Below are 20,077 nucleotides of genomic sequence, written 5' to 3'. Positions count from 1 at the left end.
GACGAATGCGCGGGCACCGGAGCTCTTCCCACGGCGACAACGCGCGGATGCGCGGCCCCTGCCGGCGGCGGCACGCGGCACACCCCGCAGGACGGGACGCGGTCACGAAGCGCATCGCGGTTCGCTCCCGAAGCTCGGGAACTCAGCTCCCGGATGCGAGTGAGGCTGGCAGGTTCTCGTCCAACCAGATCCACGCCCGTCGTAGCCGCTCCTTTCCCGTCCGAGACTCTTGTTGATACCGAATGACCAACGCCAGGTCGGAGACATTCTTGACGGACGAGTTAGCCGGTTCTCCCCATGAGGCGAAGGGGAGAACCGGCGGTAGCGCCCCTGACCCAGGGCTACGTCCGGCCGACCGACTCCGTCCGGTGCACCACGCGCTCGACTTGTGCCGCACCTCCGGAACGATCAGGGGCGATCTCGTCGGAGGTAACCGCTCGACCACGCAGTGGGAGTGGCCCCGGGTGAATCGGTGTTGGTCCGGACACGTGAGCCTGTCCGCGGGCCGTCCCGGCCAAACCGATGTACTCCCCGGAGAACACCGTCCGAGCAGCGCATCGGTTGCTCCGGTTCGAGCCGGCTCCTACGACGGTCCCTCCTCAGCACCGGTGGTTTCTGCGGGAACGAGGTAGCCGTTGACGAATCCGGTCAGGCCGAAAACAACCGCGGTGGTGATGCTCGGCACGAGCAACGTGGCGGAAGCCCAGGTGATCCACTCGGGACGCAGCAGGAGCACTCCGGCGAGCTGCACCACGACCAACGCCGCGGCCAAGGCGAGAAACACCAGCAAGGTCGTGATGAACACGGCTCGGCACGCGGTCTGCGTCGGGGTGTGGAGTGTCGTTGTCATGTCGTGTCCTTTCTCGGCGAACGGATGCACCGGTCGCTGTCTAGATGAGGACGGGCAGCACGCCCCAGGCGATCAGGCAACCGATGAGCGTGACCGGAACCATGTAGTAGCCGATCAGTGGGAGGAACATCTTCTCCGGTTTGGCGCCGGTGATGCCGGCGGCGACGAAGATCGAGCCGGAGGCCGGTGCCGAGGCGCCTTCGGTGGAGGCGAAGACGAGGATCGCGGTCACGGCCAGGACCGGGTCGACTCCGACGGAGATGAGGGCGAACAGCGAGACCTGCCCAACAGCGGTGAGGGTGGCGGTGGAGGAGAGCGGCCCGGCGATCACGGCGATGAGCACGCCCACCAGCAGGACCATCACGTATCGGTTGAGCTGCAGCTCGTTCAGGATGGCGTTGATGTCACCGGCGAGTCCGAGACGGGTGAGGATCTCACTGGCTGCCACGGCGAAGAACAGCAGCGCGCCGATGGTGGTGAAGCGGGGCATCGCCGCGGCCAGCCAATCGCTCCAGTCACGGGCGTTGCGCGGCAGCGCGCGCCTGCCCACCACCAGCGCCAGCGCGGTGACCAGAATGGGAATCCAGGTCAGGATGGAGATCTCGTCGAGCGATCCGCCCAGCAGATCGCTCGTGCTCAGGAAACCGGCGACGGGACCGACCGTGATCGCGATCGGTACGACGGCGCCGAGCACGATGATCAGGGCGCTCCCGCCGTCGCACAGCGCTCGCCGGAGCGGCTGCAGCTCAGCGGCCGAGACTCGCTGGATCCCGTCCCGGCGCACCAGGTACGCGACGAGCAGCACCCGCCACACCACCTGGTAGATCCCCGCGCAGAGCAGAGCCAGGTAGATCTGTCCGGTGGTAACCATCGAGCCCGCGAAACCGATCATGATGACCATGGAGACGCTGGGCGGCATCGCCGCGCCGAGCCCGCCGTTGCCCGCCATGAAGGTGGCACTGCGCTCCGGACTCCACCCGGTTCGGATCATCCACGGGCCGGTGAACGAGCCGGTCGCGGCGGTGTTCCCGGAATTCGATCCGGACAGGGCCCCCATGGCGGCCGACCCCGTGGCATCGACCAGAACGGGTCCACCTCTGACCCGCCCGACGAGCGAGTTCAAGATCGTCAGGATCCTGCCGATGAGTCCGGTCCGGTCAACCACGTAGGCCATGAACACGAAGGCCATGGCCGCGTACAGGACCTCCTCGTCCAGGGCGCCGCGTAAGCTGGTGAGCAGCATGCTCGGGGCCTCGGCGCCGGCGAATCCGACGGTGACGAGAAAACCGAGCAGCATGGCCTCGCCCATGTTGCGCTTGAACACGACGTTCCAGACGATGATGACGGCGATAAAGGCGCCGAGTGCGATGAGCCCGATGGGCATGACGGGTTCCCTCTTCGTCGTTGGAGCGGGACGGGCGGAAGCGGCGGCACGCGTCTCCGCGGGTCACTCGACGCGCTCATCGAGGATCCGCTGATAGCGGCTGGCCTCGTCGTCCAGGACGGCACGTGCCCCGTCGAGGACGCGTTCGGCGTCGGTCAGCGGAACGACGGTGACACCGTCGGAGTCCGCGACGACGATGTCGCCGTGGTGCACCACCACTCCACCGAGCGCCACGTCGGTGCCGACCCGATAGGGGCCGGACTTGTAGGGCCCGGCGGGTGAGGTGCCCACGGCCCACACCGGAAGTCCCGCTTCCCGCAGCGCGTGTACGTCGCGAACCGCACCGTCGACGACCACGCCCCGCACACCGCGATTGATCGCGCGGTGCGCGATGAGCTCACCGATCAGCGCCCGGGAGGGATCCCCACCACCGGCGACCACCAGGACGTCGTCGGGGCCCGCCATGGTCAATGCCTGGTGGATTCCCTTGTTGTCGCCGGGGCGGCACAGCACGGTCAGCGCGCGACCGGTGAGCCGCTCCGCAGGCCACATCGGACGCACGCGCGGATCGACGATGCCGAGCCGGTCTCCCGCGTCACCGATGGCGGCCGTGGGCATCCGGGTGAAATCCTCCAGCAACTCCGTCACGTCCCGAGTGGTCCGCCGGCTCAGGGAACGATGACGGTTGCTCACCGCCGTGGTCACCAGCGGCGCGACTCCGAGGGACTCCAGCAGCTGCGTCGCGGCTTCCGACTCGTGCGCGCGGCGCAGCGCGTGTTTGCGCGTTCCGCGGTCGAGCCGGTCCAGGGCGGCCTCGCCGCCCACGAGTTCACCCGCGATCTGCGCACGGACCCACTCGGTCTCACCGGCCAGCTCCCCGGCATCCACGGTCTCGGTGATCACGGCGCCGAGCCCTTTCATGAAGACCGTCCGCAGAATCTTGCGCCGCGAGGCATCTCCCACCTGCCCACCGACTGCGTCGACGTCAGCCCCGAGAGTCCGGAACAGCTCCGCCACCTCCTCGGAGGCAGGACCGGAGGTGAGCAAGCTGGTGCGCTGACCGAATCGAGGGACTGAACCGATGACGGCGACGTCGGCGCAGCGATGCGCCGCATCGCCCAGCGTGGCCGCCACTTCGGCCTTGCGCTCCGGTGAGGCGGCGTTGAGGTCAGCGTAGACGGCAGTGCGCTCCAGGTTCAGAGCGACCTCGGCGGCCACTTCGACGGCGTGTGCGGCGGTCACCAGGCTGAGCACCAGCTGCGCCCCGCGCACCGCCTCGGTGACGCTGTCGACCCTGGTCACGCCCTCGGGTATCCGCTCCACCACCGGGTCGTACCCGACGACAGCGGCACCGACCGCGGCGAAACCCGCCGCATAGATGTTCCCGGCCTCTCCCAGGCCGAGCACTGCTATCCTCATCAATCAACCTCTTTATCACTCTATGATATATAACTTCATGTGAATGAGATGGTTAATCACTGTGCGAGAAACCAGAGAGGCAGTCAAGAACAACGAGGAAACTTCTCATGGAGTGATAGGATCAGTCGCGAACACTTGGGAGTGAATATGACGACGGCCAAGAACAGTCCGATGCGCTCGGTTCACCGAGCCCTCGACGTCCTGAGGTTCCTGGAGCTGGCACAACAGCCGCTGCGGTTGACCGAACTAGCCCAACGCACCGGGCTACACGTCGCCACCACTCAGCGTCTGGTCAACGTGCTCACCGAACACGGTTACGCCAGCAGGCACGCCAACGGATACACCGCGGGACCGGCCGCCCTGTCCACGGCGCACGCCTTCACGACCACGAGTCCCCTGCGCATGATCGCCCGTCCGGTGCTGGAAGAGATCGCCACCGTCACCGGACTGACCGCATCGCTGTACGTGCGCGTGCAGCACAACAGGGTGCTCATTGACCGCGTCGAGGGCGGACAACGCCCCCAGTACTCACTGCCCATCGGGGAGAGGCTGCCGCTCTACCCCGGTGCTGCGGGAAAAGTGTTCCTCGCCTGCGACCGTGCGACCAACCTAGAAACCACGGCGGATGAGATGCAACCTGTCACCCTCGCCGACAGCGGTGTCCGCGATGCGACCGACATCCGCACCGACCTGAATCAGGTCCGCGAGAGCGGATTCGCGATCTCCGTCGACGAGAGGCAGTTCGGGACGACCGCGGTCGCAGCGCTCATCACCGACACCGGAGGGCACGTCCTGGGATCGCTCGGCCTCAGCGGAGCCACCAACTCGTTCATCGACGTGCACTCCTCGACGCTCCCCGGCGACGTCCGCCGCGCGGCGCACACCATCGGTTCGCGGGTCCCCGCGAACAACTGAGCACAGCCCCTTCCACTTCGGCGCGTTCGCCGATCTCGACGAAGGAACCGCGCGACCACCGAGAAATACTGCTCTCCGCACAATCCCGCTTTCGGAACAAACCTCCCGACACGAGTTCTGCCGCTCTCCTCCTGACCTGAATTCGAAGGAGTTCCATCGCGACATCGAACGTATGATTGCGCTGTCCTTTCCCTCTGGAAGAACCCGCTTTCCCGCCCCCGAATAATATCCGGTGACACACCGAGGATAAAATTTCCGCTTCGAGCAAAAAGTTCCTAAATGGACAATCTCGAACCGATGTTGACCTCCTCACGAGGAGAACGAGCACGAGAAAGGAGTTGCGCACGACACTTCCGACGATGCTGGTAATGGTGCTGGTCCGCGCCGTTTTCCCGGCGACACGTCCGGAAGCGGCGGAAGGACTTCACCAGTATTCCCATGCACGAGATCGAGGCCTCGAATTCACAATCCGGCACGCTGTCACACCGCATCGTGCTTCGAATGCACCGGACGATTCCGGGACGGCTCAGACGTCGTCTCCGTCGACTGGGTGACCGACGTGAGCGAATGCTTCGGAACTCATCCCGACGTCCTCCCCTTGATGGCCTTCACAAGCTTGTGCACGCCGTACTGTGGATCCACCCCGACGTGGAGAGGACGTGGTCCGAAATCGTTCCCAGCTCCACCAGCCACGCCCCTCCTCGACGCGAAACACCCGAGAGCGCGGGGCTCGCAGCCGTACGGGGCCACGCTGTTCCCGAAGCCCGCTGCTGCCCGAGCGTCCGTCCCACATCTCGTCGACCAACGCTACGAGAGCCGAGCGGTGAGGGATCTCCCTGCGAGCATCGGTGCAGCGGGCACATCCCGTTGAGCGCGCACCCACGAGCGGCAGACTGTCGCAGTAGGACGGTTCCCGACGCACCAGCGCGGCGGAGAGACCTCACAGGACGGACCGTGCCGAACGAGAACAGGTCGATGCCCACACCGGAAGCGAACAGCACGAACCACCCCCACGGCCGGGACCTGCACATCGAGAGGTTCGGCGGCAACGTCGCGGTGCTCGACCACCCCGACGCCGACGATCCGGAACGCGGGTTCTTCTCCCTGGTCCCCTCACTGCCCGCCGACGGTGCCGTGCTGGCCTCGGCGGCGGCGATACGCCACGCGGGCTTCCTCGACGCGCTCCGACAGGCCTGCCGCCAGGCCCTGGCCCCGGCCCTGCCACCGGCACCGCCGCCCACGACACCTCACCCACCCCGCCGGCTGTGGGTCGCGGTCGCGGGGCTGACCGAACCCGGCCCCCACGGCAGGTCGGTGGCCGAGGAACTGGCCGCCGAACTCGACACCGACGTGCTGGTCCCCGGCGGGCGGCTGGCGCTGATCCCCGGTGGCTCGCTCTACACCGCCGGAGGGCGGTGGCAGCTGTTCCGCCCCGGACAATCCCCCCGCTCCCACGTCGTCCGCTACCCGACTCCCCGGTGGGAACAACTGCTCCCACCCGATCCGGTGATCGAGTCCGGCCTGATCGCCGAGCCGATCCCGGCGGGACTGCGGATCCGCGAAGCCGAGCAGACTCCCCACTCCCTCGACGAGATCGACCTCACCGTGCCGCAGTCCCGGCACCACCCCCGCCTGGTCCTGGGCAGCCCGGGCGAAGCCGCACTCCCCGTGGACCGGTTGGCACCCCTGCTGGCCCGGTTGTCCGGGATGCTGCGGACACGGTGGGAGCTCGTGCCCAGCACGACCGCGGAAGGAGCACCGGAACGCGTGCGCGACCTCGCCGGGCGGCTCGGCAACGACGTGCTGGCCACCACCGGCCGCGTGCTGCACGACGGCTCGGGAGACGAGCAGGTGGTGGTCGACGACGACGGCGGCGAGGCGTGGTCGCCCTTCCCCGTGTCCCTGTGGCACCCGGCCGGCGGAACCGCCCGGGTGGCGCTGACCGCACCGGCGCCCCGCGGATGGGTAAGGCTCTCCCCGCTGGTCTACCGTCCCACCGCGGCCGGTCCGGCCGAACCCGCCCCGGAGGAGCTCGTCGCCCGGGTCGTGCCCGGCGGACTCGCGCTGCTGCCGCTCGCCCAGGCCACGACCGGCGGCGCCGCCGACGGGATCGCCTTCGAACAGCACAGGATGACCGTCTCGGTCGGGCTGCCCTACCTGCCGGTCCCCCCGGAAGCACCGGGCGTGCTGCGCCAGCTGCTCGACGGGCTCACCCCCGGGCAACGCGCCCGGGTACGCCTGCTGATCCTGGGCATCGCCGACGAGCGGATGCGCGCGGAACTCACCACCATCGCGGGAGAACCGAACGGACGAGCTCCGGCGTACCCGCCGATCTCCCCCGCCGACGACGTCGCGGACTCCACGGGCACCCCGCTCGACGAAGCGCACTCCCCCGGCACGAGCGAGGACGAACCCGTCGCACCCCCTCCCTCCGCGGAACGCGGGGAACCGACTGACGAGATGGACTCCCAGCAGCACCCGGCCGTCCAGGCCACACCGCTGCCGACGCACCGCCCACGCACGGTCTCCGAACCTCCCGCGGAACTGCTGTCCGAACCGGCACGACGGCCATCCACACCCGCCCCCGCGGAGCCGGCCACCCCGGCTCCGCACGGGGAAGCACCCGAGGATCCGGCTGCCGCCCCACCGGAGCCGGTGCCCGACCGGGAACCGATTTCCCCCGCCCCCGCGGAACCCGCGCGGCCGAGACTCGTTGCCGCCCAGGCCAGCGAGACCGGCACACCGCACCACCACCGCAGCACCAGCGAGGAGCGCTCGCGCTTCGCCCGAGCACTGGGCAGCGACTTCGACGAGGCGCTGCCCGGCGTGAACACGGTGCTGGCCACCCACCCCGCGCTGCGGGAGCACGAGGGTGAGGAGGCCAAGACCGACTTCGTGGCCGTCATCCTCTACACCGGCCGGGGTCAGCACGGGGGAAACGCGGTGAACCGGCTGCTGCGCACGGGACACACCGGATCCGCCCAGGACTACGTGGCCTGCCTGACCTCGGGGCTGCGCCGGCTGCCGGTGCACCGCGGCCCGTCCTTCCGCTTCGGCGGCTCCCCGGAGGAGGAGGTCGACGGATGCGAACCGGGCGCGGTGCTGTCCGAACCCGGCTTCCTCAGCGCCACGGCGGCCGACGACCTGAGCACGCACGAGGAGCACGGCGACGTGGTGATCTGGTCGCACTCGGCGCGCCGCGTGTCGCTGTTCGGGCGGAACTCGCTTCCCGAGGAGGTCGTGTTCCCCTCCGGCTCCCGGTTCAAGGTCCTGTCCACTGCGGACGAGGGGAGCGCTCGCCCCGCAGTGCTGCTGCGCGAGCTGCGCCCGGACGAGCGGACCAGCCACGATGAGCTCGACGAGACCGACCTGGCCGTGCTGCCCAAACTCCGGCGCGCGCTGAACCGCAGGCACGACGCCGAACCGCGCGTGCTCACCGAGCAGGACCAGCTGGACCGGATGAGCTCGCCGGTGGGGCTGGTGCCGGCGGAACTGCGGGACGGGACCGAAGCGCACCCGCCCGCCGGCGCACCCGAACCGGCACGGCCGGACGACGCCGCAGGCCTCGCGACCACCGCCCGATGAGTCGACACCGCCCGAGGCGGCCATCGACGACGAACGCGGCCGCAGGGAAGCCGCGGTGGGGAGAACCAACCATGTCCGCCCGTCGCCCAGGGGTGCTCACCCGTCTCGTACTCGTGCTGAGCGCGCTGCTGCTCGCGTGCGCCCCGCAGACCGCCGCGGGATCTTCGACTCCCCACGGAGCCGGCGGGCTCGAGCTCGCGGCCCGATCGGCCGCTGAGCAGTGTCGCCGCCCGCCGGTCGAGACCGCGCGCTCACGCCCGTGGGCGCAGGAGCGGTTGGCCCCGGAACGCGCCTGGGAACTCAGCCGCGGCGAAGGGGTGACGGTCGCCGTCATCGACTCCGGGGTGGACGCGACAACGCCGCAGCTGGCCGGGGGCGTGCTCGACGGTGTCGACGTCCTGTCCGACGGGACGAGCACGGCCGACACCGACTGCCTCGGGCACGGCACCTTCGTCGCCGGCATCATCGCCGCGCGGCCCGCCCCGGACACCGGGTTCACCGGCATCGCCCCGGCCGCTGCGATCCTGCCCGTGCGCGACACCCACTCCGCCCAGGACGGTTCGGTCGAGTCCATGGCCCGCGGCATCCGAGCGGCCACCCGAGCCGGGGCGCAGGTCATCAACATCTCGGCCAGCACGAACTACGACGACGCCGAGCTGCGCGCGGCCGTCGAGCACGCGCTGTCCCGCGACGTGGTCGTGGTCGCCGCGGCGGCCAACGGGGCCCAGCAGGGCAATCCCGTCCCCTACCCGGCCGCCTACCCCGGCGTGCTGGCCGTCGGCGCGATCAACGCCGACAGCCAACGCGCGGACTTCTCCCAGACCGGGGAGTTCCTCGACCTGGTCGCCCCCGGCGTCGACGTGGTCAGCGTCGGCCCCGGCGGCCCGGGGCACTGGCAGGACAGCGGAACCAGCTTCGCCACACCGTTCGTCTCCGGCACGGCGGCACTGGTGCGCTCCCACCACCCCGAGCTGACCGCGGCGCAGGTCCGGCACCGCGTGAAGGTCACCGCGAGCCGCACCGGCACGGACGTGCCCAACGCGGCGACCGGCTGGGGCGTGGTGGACCCGTACTCCGCGGTCACCAGCGTGCTGCCCTCCGGAAGCACCACCACGTCCGACACGGGATCCGGGCGGGTCGAACATCCGGATGTGCCCCGCGACGACCCGGCCCCGCTGCGGGTGGTGCTGATCAGCACCGTCGGGACGACCCTGCTGATCAGCCTGGCCGCGCTCGGAGCGCGGCTGGGGCCTGGCGGCTGGCGACGCCGGTGGCGGCGCCCGCGCGTGGTGCACGTCGTCGACAGCCAGGGCCGGACCCGGTCGCACACCTCGGCACCGTGAACCGGCCCGCCACACCGCACCCGCCGGCACACCCCCTGGTCCGCTGTGGATCAGCCGCGCTCGGAGGCGGTGGGCGCGGATTCCAGCAGCGGTGTCTGCACCAGACGCACCGCGCGCTTGCGGTTGACGAACTGGGCGCGGCCGACCGGCAGAACCTTCGGCGGCAGCTCCCCGAGGAACTTGCCCTCCTCCTTCGGGCAGGAGAACAGCATCCCCGGAGTACCCAGCTCCCACATCCGCCGCAGCACCGGGTCCATCATGGACCTGCCCGCACCCGAGGTGCTGCGGGCGATGATCAGGTGGAATCCGATGTCGGCGGCCTGCGGCAGCAGTGACGCCAACGCCTGCACCGGATTGTTCATGCCCGTCTGCACCAGCTCGTGGTCGTCGACGACGATGAACAACCGCCCACCGCTCCACCAGTCCCGCTTGGGCAGTCGGTCCGGGGTGATCTCCGGGCCGGGAAGCCGACCGGTGAGCAACTCGGCGGTCTCCTCGATGGTGGTGGCGAAGGTGTCGCCGGAGACCGAGTAGCCCAGCTGGTACTCCCGCGGCACCGCGTCGTGCAGCTCGCGACGCAGGTCGGCGAACATCAACCGCGCCTGGTCCGGCCGGTAGTGCTGCTGCACCGAACGCGCGATGTGGCGCAGCAGGTTCGTCTTGCCCGTCTCGGTGTCACCGAAGATCATCAGGTGCGGGGTGAGGTCGAAGTCGTGCCACAGCGGTGCGAGGTCCACGTCGTCGATGCCCAGCGGGACCTTCGGCAACCCGGTCTGCCCGCCCCGCGGTTCCGGCAGCTCGGCGGCGGGCACCTCCAGCGGCAGCAACCGCACCGGCGGCGCCTGCGCGAGTCCGGGCACCGCGACCGCCTCGACCAGCTCGGTCACCGCCTCGGCGAGGTCCTCGGTGCGGGCGCGCCCGTCCACCCGGGGCAGCGCGGCGAGGAAGTGCTGCTTGTCGGTGGTCAACCCCCGCCCGGGCGAGTCGGGGACCTTGGCCGCCAGCCTGCTGTTCACCTCGGACTCGACCGGATCGCCCAGCCGCAGCTCCAGCCGCGTGCCGAGCACGCCGCGCAACCACGGGCGCATGTCCGACCAGCGCGCGGCACCGACGACCAGGTGGATCCCGAAGGTCAACCCGCGCGCGGCGATCTCGCCGAGCCGGTCCTCCAGCTCCTCGAACTCGTTGCGCACCGTGTACCAGCCGTCGATGACCAGGAAGACGTCGCCGTACGGGTCCTCGTCGGCGAACCGTCCCGCGCGCTTGGCCCGGCGGTAGGCCGCCATCGAGTCCAGGTTGTTGGCCTGGAAGGCCACCTCCCGACGTTCCAGCAGGTTGACGACCTCCTGGACGGTGCGGGCGACCCGGTCCCGGTCGAGACGACCGGCCACGCTGCCCACGTGGGGCAGCTCCCGCAGCGGTGCCAGTGCGCCACCGCCGAAGTCCAGACCGTAGAACTGCACCTCGGCGGGCGAGTGGGTCAGCGCCAGCGCGGAGACCAACGTGCGCAGCACGGTGCTCTTGCCGCTCTGCGGTCCACCGACCACGCCGACGTGCCCCTGGGCGCCGGAGAGATCGACCGTCAGCAGCTCGCGGCGCTGCTGCGCGGGCAGGTCGATCAGCCCCAGGGGCACCCGCAGCCCGTCCTCGGTGAAGCGCTCGGCCGACCGCAGACCGGTGTCCGGCGAGTCCAGCAGCGGCGGCAGCAGCTCGTCCAACGTGGGCGAGACCCGCATGGGCGGCAGCCACACCTGGTGCGCCGCTGGACCGTGGCCGCTGAGCCGGTCGATGAGCACGTCCACGAGCGACGTCTGCGGTCCGCTGTCGGGCTCCGGCTCCCGCGGCGGCTCCTCCGCGCGCCGCACGCGGGGCTCGACGCGGTCACCGCCGAACGGCACCAGCTGCTCCTCGATGACCTCCCTGCTGCGCTGCCTGCGAGGGGTGCGGTAGACACCCGACACGTAGGCGGCCTTGAACCGGGACAGGGTCTGGGTGTCCGAACGCAGGTAACCGTTGCCCGGAGTGGTGGGCAGCTCGTAGGCGTCCGGAACGCCGATCACGCTGCGGCTCTCCATCGCCGAGAACGTGCGCAGCCCGACCCGGTAGGACAGGTGCGTTTCCACCTTGCTGATGCGACCCTCGTCGAGCCGCTGCGAGGCCAGCAGCAGGTGCACCCCGAGGCTGCGGCCGAGACGGCCGATCATGGCGAACACGTCGATGAACTCGGGTTTGCTGACCAGCATCTCGCTGAACTCGTCGACCACGACGAACAGGCTCGGCATCGGATCCAGCGGCACCCCGGAACGACGCGCCCGCTCGTACTCCCGCTGGGAGCTGTAGTTGCCCGCCGAGCGCAACAGCTCCTGACGCCGGTTCATCTCCCCGGTGAGCGCGTCCTGCATCCGGTCGACCAGTTCGATCTCGTCGACCAGGTTGGTGATCACCGCCGAGGTGTGCGGCAGCCGGTCGAAGCCGAGGAAGGCGGCACCACCCTTGAAGTCCACCAGCACGAGGTTGAGCTCGTCCGAGGCGTGCGTGGTCACCAGGGCCAGCACCAGGGTACGCAGCAGCTCGCTCTTGCCGGAGCCGGTGGCACCGACCAGCATCCCGTGCGGGCCCATGCCGTCCTCGGCCGACTCCTTGATGTCCAGCTCGATCGGGGTGCCGTTGCCGGCGATGCCGATCGGCACCCGCAGGCGCTGCCAGCCCGAGCGGTCCCGGCGCAACTGGTCGACGTCGAAGGTGCGCGCGTCGGAGATCCCCAGCAGCGAGGTCAGCTCGTAGTCGGTGGTCAGCGGTTCGCCGGAGTCGCCGCTGGTACCCATCCGGTGCGGCGCGATGTCGCGCGCCAGCGCCGAGGCAGTCACGCCCCCCACCCCGTCCGGCTCGCACAGCGAACTCGTGCTCTCCCGCCCCGCGCGGTCGAAGTCGACCGTGCGGATCTCGGCGGAGTCGACCTCCAGGTGCAGCACCGACCGGTCGGCCTGCCAGGTCAGCGCACTGTCGATGTCGATGATCACGGTGTTGCGGTAACCTCCCCCGGAGAAGCGGTGTCCGGCCGGGATGTTCACCCCGTCGACCACGACCACCACGAACGGCTCGCCACCGGTGATCGGTGTGGAGGGCTCGAAGCGGGGGCGCTCGGTGAACGCCTCTCCCCCGAGGAGCTCCTCCAGGTCGGTGACGTTGTCCGCGATCAACCGCAGCGGCCCGGCCCCGTCGCGACGGCCGTCGTCCTGAGCGTGCGGCAGCCACTTCACCCAGTCCCACTCCGCGCGCCGCTCGCTGCCGGCGCACACGGCCACGGTCAGCTCGGCCGGGGAGTGGAAGGCGGCGAGCTGGCACAACAGCGCCCGCACCAGGGACCGCTGCGCCCCGGGATCGCCGCGCAGCTGGACCCGGGCGAAGCCACGCAGGTAGACCGCGATAGGCGCGGACGGCAACGTGGTGTAGGCGCGCAGGAACCGGCGCAGGGCGTACGCGCTGAGCGGTTCCAGGTCCTCGACCGGTTTGGTCTGCGGCGGCACGAGCTTGACGGCGGAACGCTGCTCACCGAGACCGAGCCGCACCTCGCCGAAGTCCTCGTGCGTCGCGCGGCGCTCCCACAACCGGTAACTGCGCACCAGCGACCACAGCGACCGCGGGTCCGGGTGCTTCCAGACCGCCGCCCGGTGCTGCTCGCCCAGCGCGTCGCGCACCTTGCGCCGCATCTGCGAAAGATAGCGCAGGTAGTCCCGGCGGTCACCGGTGAGCTGGTGCTTGCGGTCGGTGGAAGCCCTGGCCAGCTGGCCGAGAACCATGGTGACCATGGCGACGCCCATCAGCCCGCCACCGATGTAGGTCATCATGCTCCCGGAACGGGCCGACGAGAGCATCATCATCATCATGGCCCCGGCCATGACCGCCATCGGCAGGTACATCAGCACCGTGCTCAGGCTGTTGCTCTGCGGCTCCGGCACACTGGGCGGTTCCTGCAGCTCCACCTGGTCCGCGGGCATCGCAGGCCCCACTCGACGGGCTGGCCTGCGGAACAGCGTCGTACTCAACGCGCCTCTCCTCGTTGGTGCGGGATTCCCCTTGGTGTTGCGGCGCAGCCACCCGAACGCACCAGTCCCCGCGCGCGAGTGACTACCTTCCGCCGTTGTCACGGTCTCGGCCAGCCAGCCAGGAAGGAAACCGGACACCAACGTGGACGACGCCACCAAGGATGTCACAAATCAGCTCTGCCGACTACGTCTGATCGTCAAGGACAGATCGGTCGAGATGGCGCTGCCCACCGACGTCGCCCTGATCGACCTGCTGCCCGCGATCCTGCGCCACGCGGGCGGAGAACTCGCCGACGAGGGGGTCGAACACGAGGGGTGGGTGTTGCAGCGGTTCGGCAAGGCCCCCTTCGACGAGGAGCGCACCGCCGCCGAACTGGGGCTGCTCGACGGCGAGACGGTCCACCTGCGGCCGCGGGCGGACAGCATCCCGCCCGTCGACTTCGACGACCTCGTGGACGGCGTCGCCGAGCAGGCGCGCCGCCGCTCCGACCCGTGGTCGGAACGGCTCAGCCGGTGGATGCTGCTCGCCTTCGGCGGGACCGCGCTGGTCATCGGCCTCATCGCGCTCGGTTCCCGCGGGCCCGACCTCACCGGCACGCTCACCGCAGCGGGCACCGCGCTCGTGCTGCTGCTGACCGCCACCGCGCTGGCACGCGCCCGGAACGACACGGTCACCGCCGTCGCGCTGGCAGGCCTCGCGCTGCCCTTCACGGCGCTGTGCGGCTGGTACCTGCCGCTGCTTCCCACGCCGGCGGCGCAGCCCTCATCCAGTGTCGCCTGCGCCGCGGTGCTGGTGGTGGCTGCGCTGGCCGTCGGCCTGGTGGGAACGGCCGAGGCCGCGCTGCTGTTCGTCAGCGGGCTGTTCGCCGCCGTGCCGCTGGCGATCACCGCGCTCGTCGACGCCGCGTCCCCCCTGGACAGCGGACAGTCCGCGGGGATCGGCCTGGTGCTGGTGCTGATCACGCTCGGCTTCGTACCCACCTCCTCCTTCCGCCTTGCCGGGCTGAGCCTGCCTCCGCTGCCCACCAGCTCGGAGGAGTTCGGCCAGGACACCACCCCCTTCCCGCACGAGGTCGTGGTGGAGCGCTCGACAGTGGCCGACCGGTACATGACCGGGCTGTACACGGGCCTGGGGCTGGCCGCGATGGTGCTGTTCACGACGCTGCTCGTCCCCGGCGGAACCTGGTCGCTGCCCACCGCAGCCGTGGCGGCACTGCTGCCCCTGCTGCGCTCCCGCCACGTCAACAGCGCGCGCCAGCGCTGCGCGCTGCTGGTCCCAGCCGGCTACGCCCTCGCCCTGGACGGCGTCGTCCTGGCGCTGGGGCTGGACCCGTTCACCCGGCTCTGGGCCGGCTTCACCACCAGCCTGGTGCTCACACTGGTGCTCGTGGTCGCCAGCAGGACCCTGCCCGGCCGGAAACTGGCCCCGTACTGGGGGCGTGCGGTCGACCTGCTGGAGACGTTCTCCGCACTGGCGCTGATCCCGCTGCTGCTGGCGGTGCTCGACGTCTACACGTTCGTGCGCGGCCTGGCCGGTTAGCGCCGGCGACCGCGGACGAACGAGCCCCTCCGAAACGGCCGGGGCCGTTCCCACCGCTCCGAGAGCTCCGGCCACGAACCATCCCTGGGAGAAGCATGCAGTCTCGACGCGACCAGGTGCAGGCCTACTTCTTCGTGGTGGGCCGCCTGATGTCCGCGCTGATGCGGGCGAGCCCGGACGACCAGACCACGCCGACCCGCCGCTTCGTGATGGGCACGGTCATCGGGACCCTGCTGGGGGCGCTGGTGGTGGCCGGTTTCGGCATCGTGGGGCTGATCTTTCCCGGCGGCAAGACCTCGTGGCAGGCCGAGGGCACGATCGTCGTGGAGAAGGAGACCGGGGCCCGCTACCTGTACCTGGACGGAACGCTGCGCCCGGTGCTGAACTACGCCTCGGCGCTGCTGGCCCGCGACGAACCAGGAGCCGACCCGGAACTGGTCTCGCGGAACTCGCTGCGGGGCACCCCGCGCGGCACCCCGATCGGCATTCCCGGAGCACCGGACTCGATACCGGAGCGCGAGAACCTGAGCCGCTCCCCCTGGGTGGTCTGCGCCCGAACCACCACGAACCCCTCCGGCAAGACGGTGCCGATCACCCACCTCCGTGTGGGCTCCCCCGCAGGCCACGAACTCGGCACCGACGACGGACTCGTCGTGGCCACACCGGACGGGACGAAGTACCTGCTGTGGCAGGGCAGCAGACTGAAACTGACCGGAAGCTCCGTGACCGAGGCCCTGGGATACGGCGACGTCACCCCGTTCCCGGTGACCACCTCCTGGCTCAACACCCTGCCGAGCGGCCCCGACCTCGCCGCCCCCGAGATCCCGGACGCGGGCGGCCCGGCACCGGCGGTGGCCGGCCGGCCCGCCACGGTGGGTCGGATCTACGAGATGCGCAACCCGGCGCTGGAGGAGAAAACCTCCTTCTACGTGATGCGCTCCGACGGGCTCTCCACGCTGACCCCGCTGGTGGCGAGCCTGATGCTGGCCGACCCGTCCACTCCGGACAGCAAGCAGCCGGTCGAGATCGGCCCCGAAGCCCTGTCCAGCACACCGATCTCGGACACCGACACCACCCCGCAGGGCTACCCGGCGACACCACCGACCCCGGAACAGATCAGCCAGGACGGCGGCACCCGCCCGTGCGCCTCGTTCCGGGTGGGTTCGGGCCAGTCGAGCACACCCACCCTCGCGGTGGCCCCCCGCGACGCGAACAGCACCGGCACGACAACGCCCCCCGAGTCCGGAGAAACCGCCGAACGGATCACGATCCCGTCCGGTCGCGGTGTGCTGGCCCGCGACCTGCCCGCCCCCGGCGTAGCGGGCGGAACGAACTACCTGATCACCGGCCTCGGCGTGAAGTACCCGCTGGCCACACCGGACGTGGCGGGAGTGCTGGGCTACGAGCGGGCGGACCCGGTGCCCGTCCCCGGAGCGCTGCTGTCGCTGCTGCCCTCGGGTCCCTCCCTGGACCCGAACACCGCCACGGTCACCCGACAACCCGGCACGACGGGGGATTCCTCCCCGTGAAGGATATCCCTGTTTCGAATCAGAACAGGCCGCACACCGGCCCGCACGGCGCGAGCGGATGATGGGCTGACCACGGCAGTCACGGGGGGGACAACGGCACAAGCAGGATTCCGCCGGCGGAGGATCGCTCCGCCCGACGAGCACGGAAGAGAGGGCAACATGGCCACACAGCAGACCAGGCTCACCCAGTCCAACCTGGCCCAGCTCGCTCAGCGGCACGAGGAGGTCGCCGGCCAGATCACCAATCAGCGGACCACGCTGTCCAGCAGCATCGACATGCTGGCCGGCGCCAACCGCGGCGACATGATGACGAGCCTGAAGAACGTCCACCAGCAGTGGGACCAGGCCTGCAAGAACATCGTGACGAACCTGGAGCGGATGGCCGAGGAAGTCAACCGCACCGGACGCGAGACCCAGAACCAGGACTCCGAGGTCGCCGGCTCGATCAGCCGGGTGGAAACCCCGGGGCTGTCCAGCTTCCTGTCCTGAAACCGACCCCACACCCCGCGTTCCGCACGTACCAGGAGCAGCTCCCATGGCCGACGAGATCCAGTACCAGTACGCCGCGCTGCAGCAGGGCGTCGACGACATGCAGCGGGTCACCCAGCAGATCCAGCAGCAGGTCGACGAACTGCGCCAGCAGACGCAGCACGCCCTGCAGGACTGGGACTCGCAGAGCTCGCAGACCTACAGCCAGCTCGCGAGCAAGATCCGCGCGGACTTCGACGCGATGAACCAGATGCTCAGCCGGCTGCGCATGGCCACCAACCAGGGCCAGGAGGACATGAACCAGACCGACCGCAAGCTGGCGGGCAACTTCGACTGACCCCACCGCGAAGCGGTGCACGAGCGCGGCACCGGAAGCGGTGACCGCACCGCCCGGTGCCGCACGTGCGCGCACCGTCCCCGAGCGATCCGCCCCGGACAACGCCCAACCGAGGAATCACCCCGAATGAGCAGCCAAGGCAGCCAGACCTCACTCGACGCGTCCGAGGTCCGCAAGGCGGGCAATGCCATCGGCGACATCGCCGCCGACGTCAACGGTTTCTCCGAGCTCAACGACGTGCACCCGAAAGCGGGTGAATTCGCCGTGGGCTCCTGGCTCAACCAGCTCATCACCGCACGCAGGGACGTCCTGCACCAGCACTGCAACGAACTGCAGCGGACATTGCGGGAGGTCTCCGAGCAACTCAAGAACATCGCCACGGAGATCGAACAGGTGGACCAGAGCAACGGTGAGCAGATGAACAAGCTCAACGCGGAGCTGCAGAGCTGCGTGAGCAGGATGCAAAGTCAGTTTTCCCAGCCGCAGACGACCGACTCCGTCTGAACCGCTGTCCCGGACGCACCGAGTTCCCCGAGGTCCAGATCCGTCACCTCGTAGACCACTTCGTTGTTCCACGGGAACTCCGCCGCATTCGAACCGGAGAAGAGCACACCCATGGTTTCCCTCGGTGACACCGACCACGGCCTCGACTACCAGGAGAACGACAACGCCCTGAACGAGAACGGGGAGAACCAGGAAGACGAGGAGACGGAGGAGGGAAACGAGGAAGGCGAGGACGAAGAACTCACCGAGGAGGAGAAGAAGCGCAGGGAGGAGCACACCGACGACAACGGCGTCCGGCACTACTACTCCCCCGAAGAAGTCGCCGAGGACGGCGGCGACTACGACAACATCTCGATCAACCAGGACTACTTCGACGACAAGCGGGACGACTCCGAAAGCGACTCGGAAGACTCCCTGGACCGCGCGGACGAGTACACCAACGAGGAGTCCGCGGACGCGCAGGACTATCTCGACGGCTCCACGGAGACCATTTCCGACGCCGACGAGAACGTGGACGTGGATGACTCCGAGGGCACCGAGCACTCCAGCGACGAATCCACCGGATCACGGGGCTCGACTCCCCCGGCGCCGTTGGAGGACTACAGCCAGTTCTCCATGTCCCAGATCGTGCAGGCGCTCAGCGGGGACGCGGGCAGCCTCCGCGAAGCAGGCACGGCTTTCGGGAACATGACCGAGAAGCTCTCCGCGGCGCACGAGTCCTTCCGGAACCAAGTCGACAAGCTGAAGGACTCCTTCGAAGGCGAAGCGGGCAAGGCTTTCCAGCAGTACTCCGAGAAGTTGCTGGAATCATCCGGAAAGATCGTCACCTCGCTGCGCGACGGCCGCTACCGGGAAGGCATCACCGAGGCCGGTGACATGGCCGCACGCGGAAAGAACGCGGTCATCCCGCTGGTGAAGGCCTATGCCGAGGCCTCGGCCTACGCCGAGGCCTTCGCCTCGCTGGGGTCCTCGGTGAAGGGCTCAGCCGCAGCCGCCCGATCCGCCGAGAAGATCGCGAAAGAGATCCTGGACAACGCGCGCGAGGTGGTCTCCACCGTCGCCGACACCTACCAGTCCTCGGGGAGTTCGCTGACTCCGCTGGCCGATTCCCAGCCCGCCACCAGGCTGGTCGCCCCCCTGCCCAACACCGAATCCGGCGGCGGGAACGGACACGGGACCGGGACCGGGACCGGAAACGGGACCGGAACCGGAAACGGGACCGGAACCGGAAACGGGACCGGAACCGGAAACGGGACCGGAACCGGAAACGGGACCGGAAACGGATACGGGTACGGCGACAGCAACAGTTCCGGGAACGGATACGGGAACAGCAGCGACAGCCAGTACGGGAACGGGAACCAGTACGGCAACGAGACCGCTGAGTCGCTGAACGAAAGCGGCAGGAACGAAAACGGCGAACTGAACGAGGAAGAGCTGGCCGCGGAGCGAGCCCGGCAGGAAGAGCTCGCCCGGCAGGCTCGGCAGGACGCCGAGAACCGAGGCGAGCGGGCCGTGTCGAAACTGGCGAACGGCGGTTCGGACTCCACCGGCCGGGCGCAGGACGTCGCCTCCGGCGGTGGCAACGGAAGCGGTTCGGGGCAAGCGGCACTGAACGCGGCTCGAAACGCCTCCGAGGACGCCCGCGACGCGGGCCGGCAGGCCATGTCCCAGTTCGAGGGCAGCAACGAGACCGGCAGCACCGGCGGCAACACCGGACAAGCTGCCGGCGGGGACGGTGTGCTGAGTGGTGGTACCGGCGGTTCCGGTACCGCGGGGAACAACAGGAGCAAAAACAGCAAGAACAACGGCACCGGTTCCGGGACCGGTGGCAACGGGCAGCAGGAACCGGCCCTCGATCAGAATGCCGTCGACGAAGCACTCAACGACGCCACCGGCGCCGCCCGACAAACGGGTCAACAGGCCCTCGACGACCTCACCAGCAGTGGCAACGGCGGCAGTGGGAGCGGCAGCGGTGACGGGATGCGGACCAGCAGCTCCGAGCCCACCGACAACGCCAACGATTCCGGCAGCGACCAGGCCGGACTCAACCGGAAAGCCGTCGACGAAGCACTCAACGACGCCACCGGCGCCGCCCGACAAGCAGGCCAACAGGCCCTCGACGACCTCACCAGCAGT

General features: G+C 69.6%; 13 protein-coding genes and 1 pseudogene. 9 read left to right on the top strand and 5 right to left on the bottom strand.

The window, feature by feature from the left end; genetic code table 11:
• Window positions 1–583 precede the first annotated feature (583 nt).
• The 3 genes from G9Q41_RS21070 to G9Q41_RS21060 all read right to left on the bottom strand — a co-directional run bounded on the left by G9Q41_RS21070 (window position 584) and on the right by G9Q41_RS21060 (window position 3,653).
• On the bottom strand, window positions 584–850 hold the full coding sequence (locus tag G9Q41_RS21070) for a hypothetical protein (RefSeq protein WP_017975474.1): 267 nt from the start codon (window positions 848–850) through the stop codon (window positions 584–586).
• 40 nt (window positions 851–890) lie between these two features.
• The gene (locus G9Q41_RS21065; RefSeq protein WP_017975475.1) at window positions 891–2,234 is read right to left on the bottom strand and encodes a TRAP transporter large permease subunit; all 1,344 of its coding nucleotides are present in this window, start codon (window positions 2,232–2,234) and stop codon (window positions 891–893) included.
• A 63-nt stretch (window positions 2,235–2,297) separates the two neighbouring features.
• Window positions 2,298–3,653, bottom strand: coding sequence for an NAD(P)-binding domain-containing protein (locus G9Q41_RS21060; protein ID WP_165633983.1), 1,356 nt, complete (start codon window positions 3,651–3,653; stop codon window positions 2,298–2,300).
• A gap of 147 nt (window positions 3,654–3,800) precedes the next feature.
• Between G9Q41_RS21060 and G9Q41_RS21055 the strand changes: the two genes are divergently transcribed.
• Window positions 3,801–4,568, top strand: coding sequence for an IclR family transcriptional regulator (locus G9Q41_RS21055; RefSeq protein ID WP_165633982.1), 768 nt, complete (start codon window positions 3,801–3,803; stop codon window positions 4,566–4,568).
• Between the two features lie 591 nt (window positions 4,569–5,159).
• On the opposite strand, the pseudogene G9Q41_RS21050 reads toward G9Q41_RS21055, so the two are convergent.
• Window positions 5,160–5,266: pseudogene (locus G9Q41_RS21050) on the bottom strand (IS200/IS605 family transposase); the annotation flags it as partial.
• Window positions 5,267–5,543: 277 nt separating this feature from the next.
• Between G9Q41_RS21050 and G9Q41_RS21045 the strand changes: the two are divergent.
• Together G9Q41_RS21045 and mycP are read left to right on the top strand one after the other, a co-directional pair.
• On the top strand, window positions 5,544–8,153 hold the full coding sequence (locus G9Q41_RS21045; RefSeq protein ID WP_165633981.1) for a hypothetical protein: 2,610 nt from the start codon (window positions 5,544–5,546) through the stop codon (window positions 8,151–8,153).
• 71 nt (window positions 8,154–8,224) lie between these two features.
• Entirely contained in the window at window positions 8,225–9,496 is a 1,272-nt protein-coding gene (mycP, locus tag G9Q41_RS21040) for a type VII secretion-associated serine protease mycosin (RefSeq protein WP_207631679.1), read from the top strand.
• 50 nt (window positions 9,497–9,546) lie between these two features.
• On the opposite strand, the gene eccCa is transcribed toward mycP, so the two are convergent.
• Window positions 9,547–13,542 carry a type VII secretion protein EccCa gene (gene eccCa, locus G9Q41_RS21035; RefSeq protein ID WP_242687739.1) on the bottom strand — a complete coding sequence of 1,332 codons (3,996 nt, stop codon included), beginning with the start codon at window positions 13,540–13,542 and terminating at the stop codon, window positions 9,547–9,549.
• A gap of 142 nt (window positions 13,543–13,684) precedes the next feature.
• Here eccCa and eccD point away from each other — a divergent pair, with 142 nt between their 5' ends.
• The 6 genes from eccD to G9Q41_RS21005 all read left to right on the top strand — a co-directional run.
• On the top strand, window positions 13,685–15,082 hold the full coding sequence (gene eccD, locus G9Q41_RS21030) for a type VII secretion integral membrane protein EccD (RefSeq protein ID WP_165633980.1): 1,398 nt from the start codon (window positions 13,685–13,687) through the stop codon (window positions 15,080–15,082).
• Window positions 15,083–15,177: 95 nt separating this feature from the next.
• The gene (gene eccB, locus G9Q41_RS21025; RefSeq protein WP_165633979.1) at window positions 15,178–16,611 is read left to right on the top strand and encodes a type VII secretion protein EccB; all 1,434 of its coding nucleotides are present in this window, start codon (window positions 15,178–15,180) and stop codon (window positions 16,609–16,611) included.
• Window positions 16,612–16,770: 159 nt separating this feature from the next.
• On the top strand, window positions 16,771–17,100 hold the full coding sequence (locus G9Q41_RS21020) for a WXG100 family type VII secretion target (RefSeq protein WP_165633978.1): 330 nt from the start codon (window positions 16,771–16,773) through the stop codon (window positions 17,098–17,100).
• Between the two features lie 46 nt (window positions 17,101–17,146).
• Window positions 17,147–17,437 (top strand): WXG100 family type VII secretion target, encoded by a 291-nt coding sequence (locus tag G9Q41_RS21015; protein WP_092520901.1) that lies wholly within the window; start codon window positions 17,147–17,149, stop codon window positions 17,435–17,437.
• A gap of 126 nt (window positions 17,438–17,563) precedes the next feature.
• Window positions 17,564–17,941 (top strand): hypothetical protein, encoded by a 378-nt coding sequence (locus tag G9Q41_RS21010; protein ID WP_092520899.1) that lies wholly within the window; start codon window positions 17,564–17,566, stop codon window positions 17,939–17,941.
• Window positions 17,942–18,052: 111 nt separating this feature from the next.
• Window positions 18,053–20,077: hypothetical protein (locus G9Q41_RS21005; RefSeq protein WP_207631677.1), on the top strand; the 2,025-nt coding region annotated here is incomplete at its 3' end.

Source organism: Actinopolyspora sp. BKK2 (assembly GCF_011291845.1).
GTDB classification, from domain to species: domain Bacteria; phylum Actinomycetota; class Actinomycetes; order Mycobacteriales; family Pseudonocardiaceae; genus Actinopolyspora; species Actinopolyspora saharensis.
The sequence above is the reverse complement of the archived record's forward strand: the minus strand, read 5'-3'. Positions and strand labels throughout refer to the sequence as shown.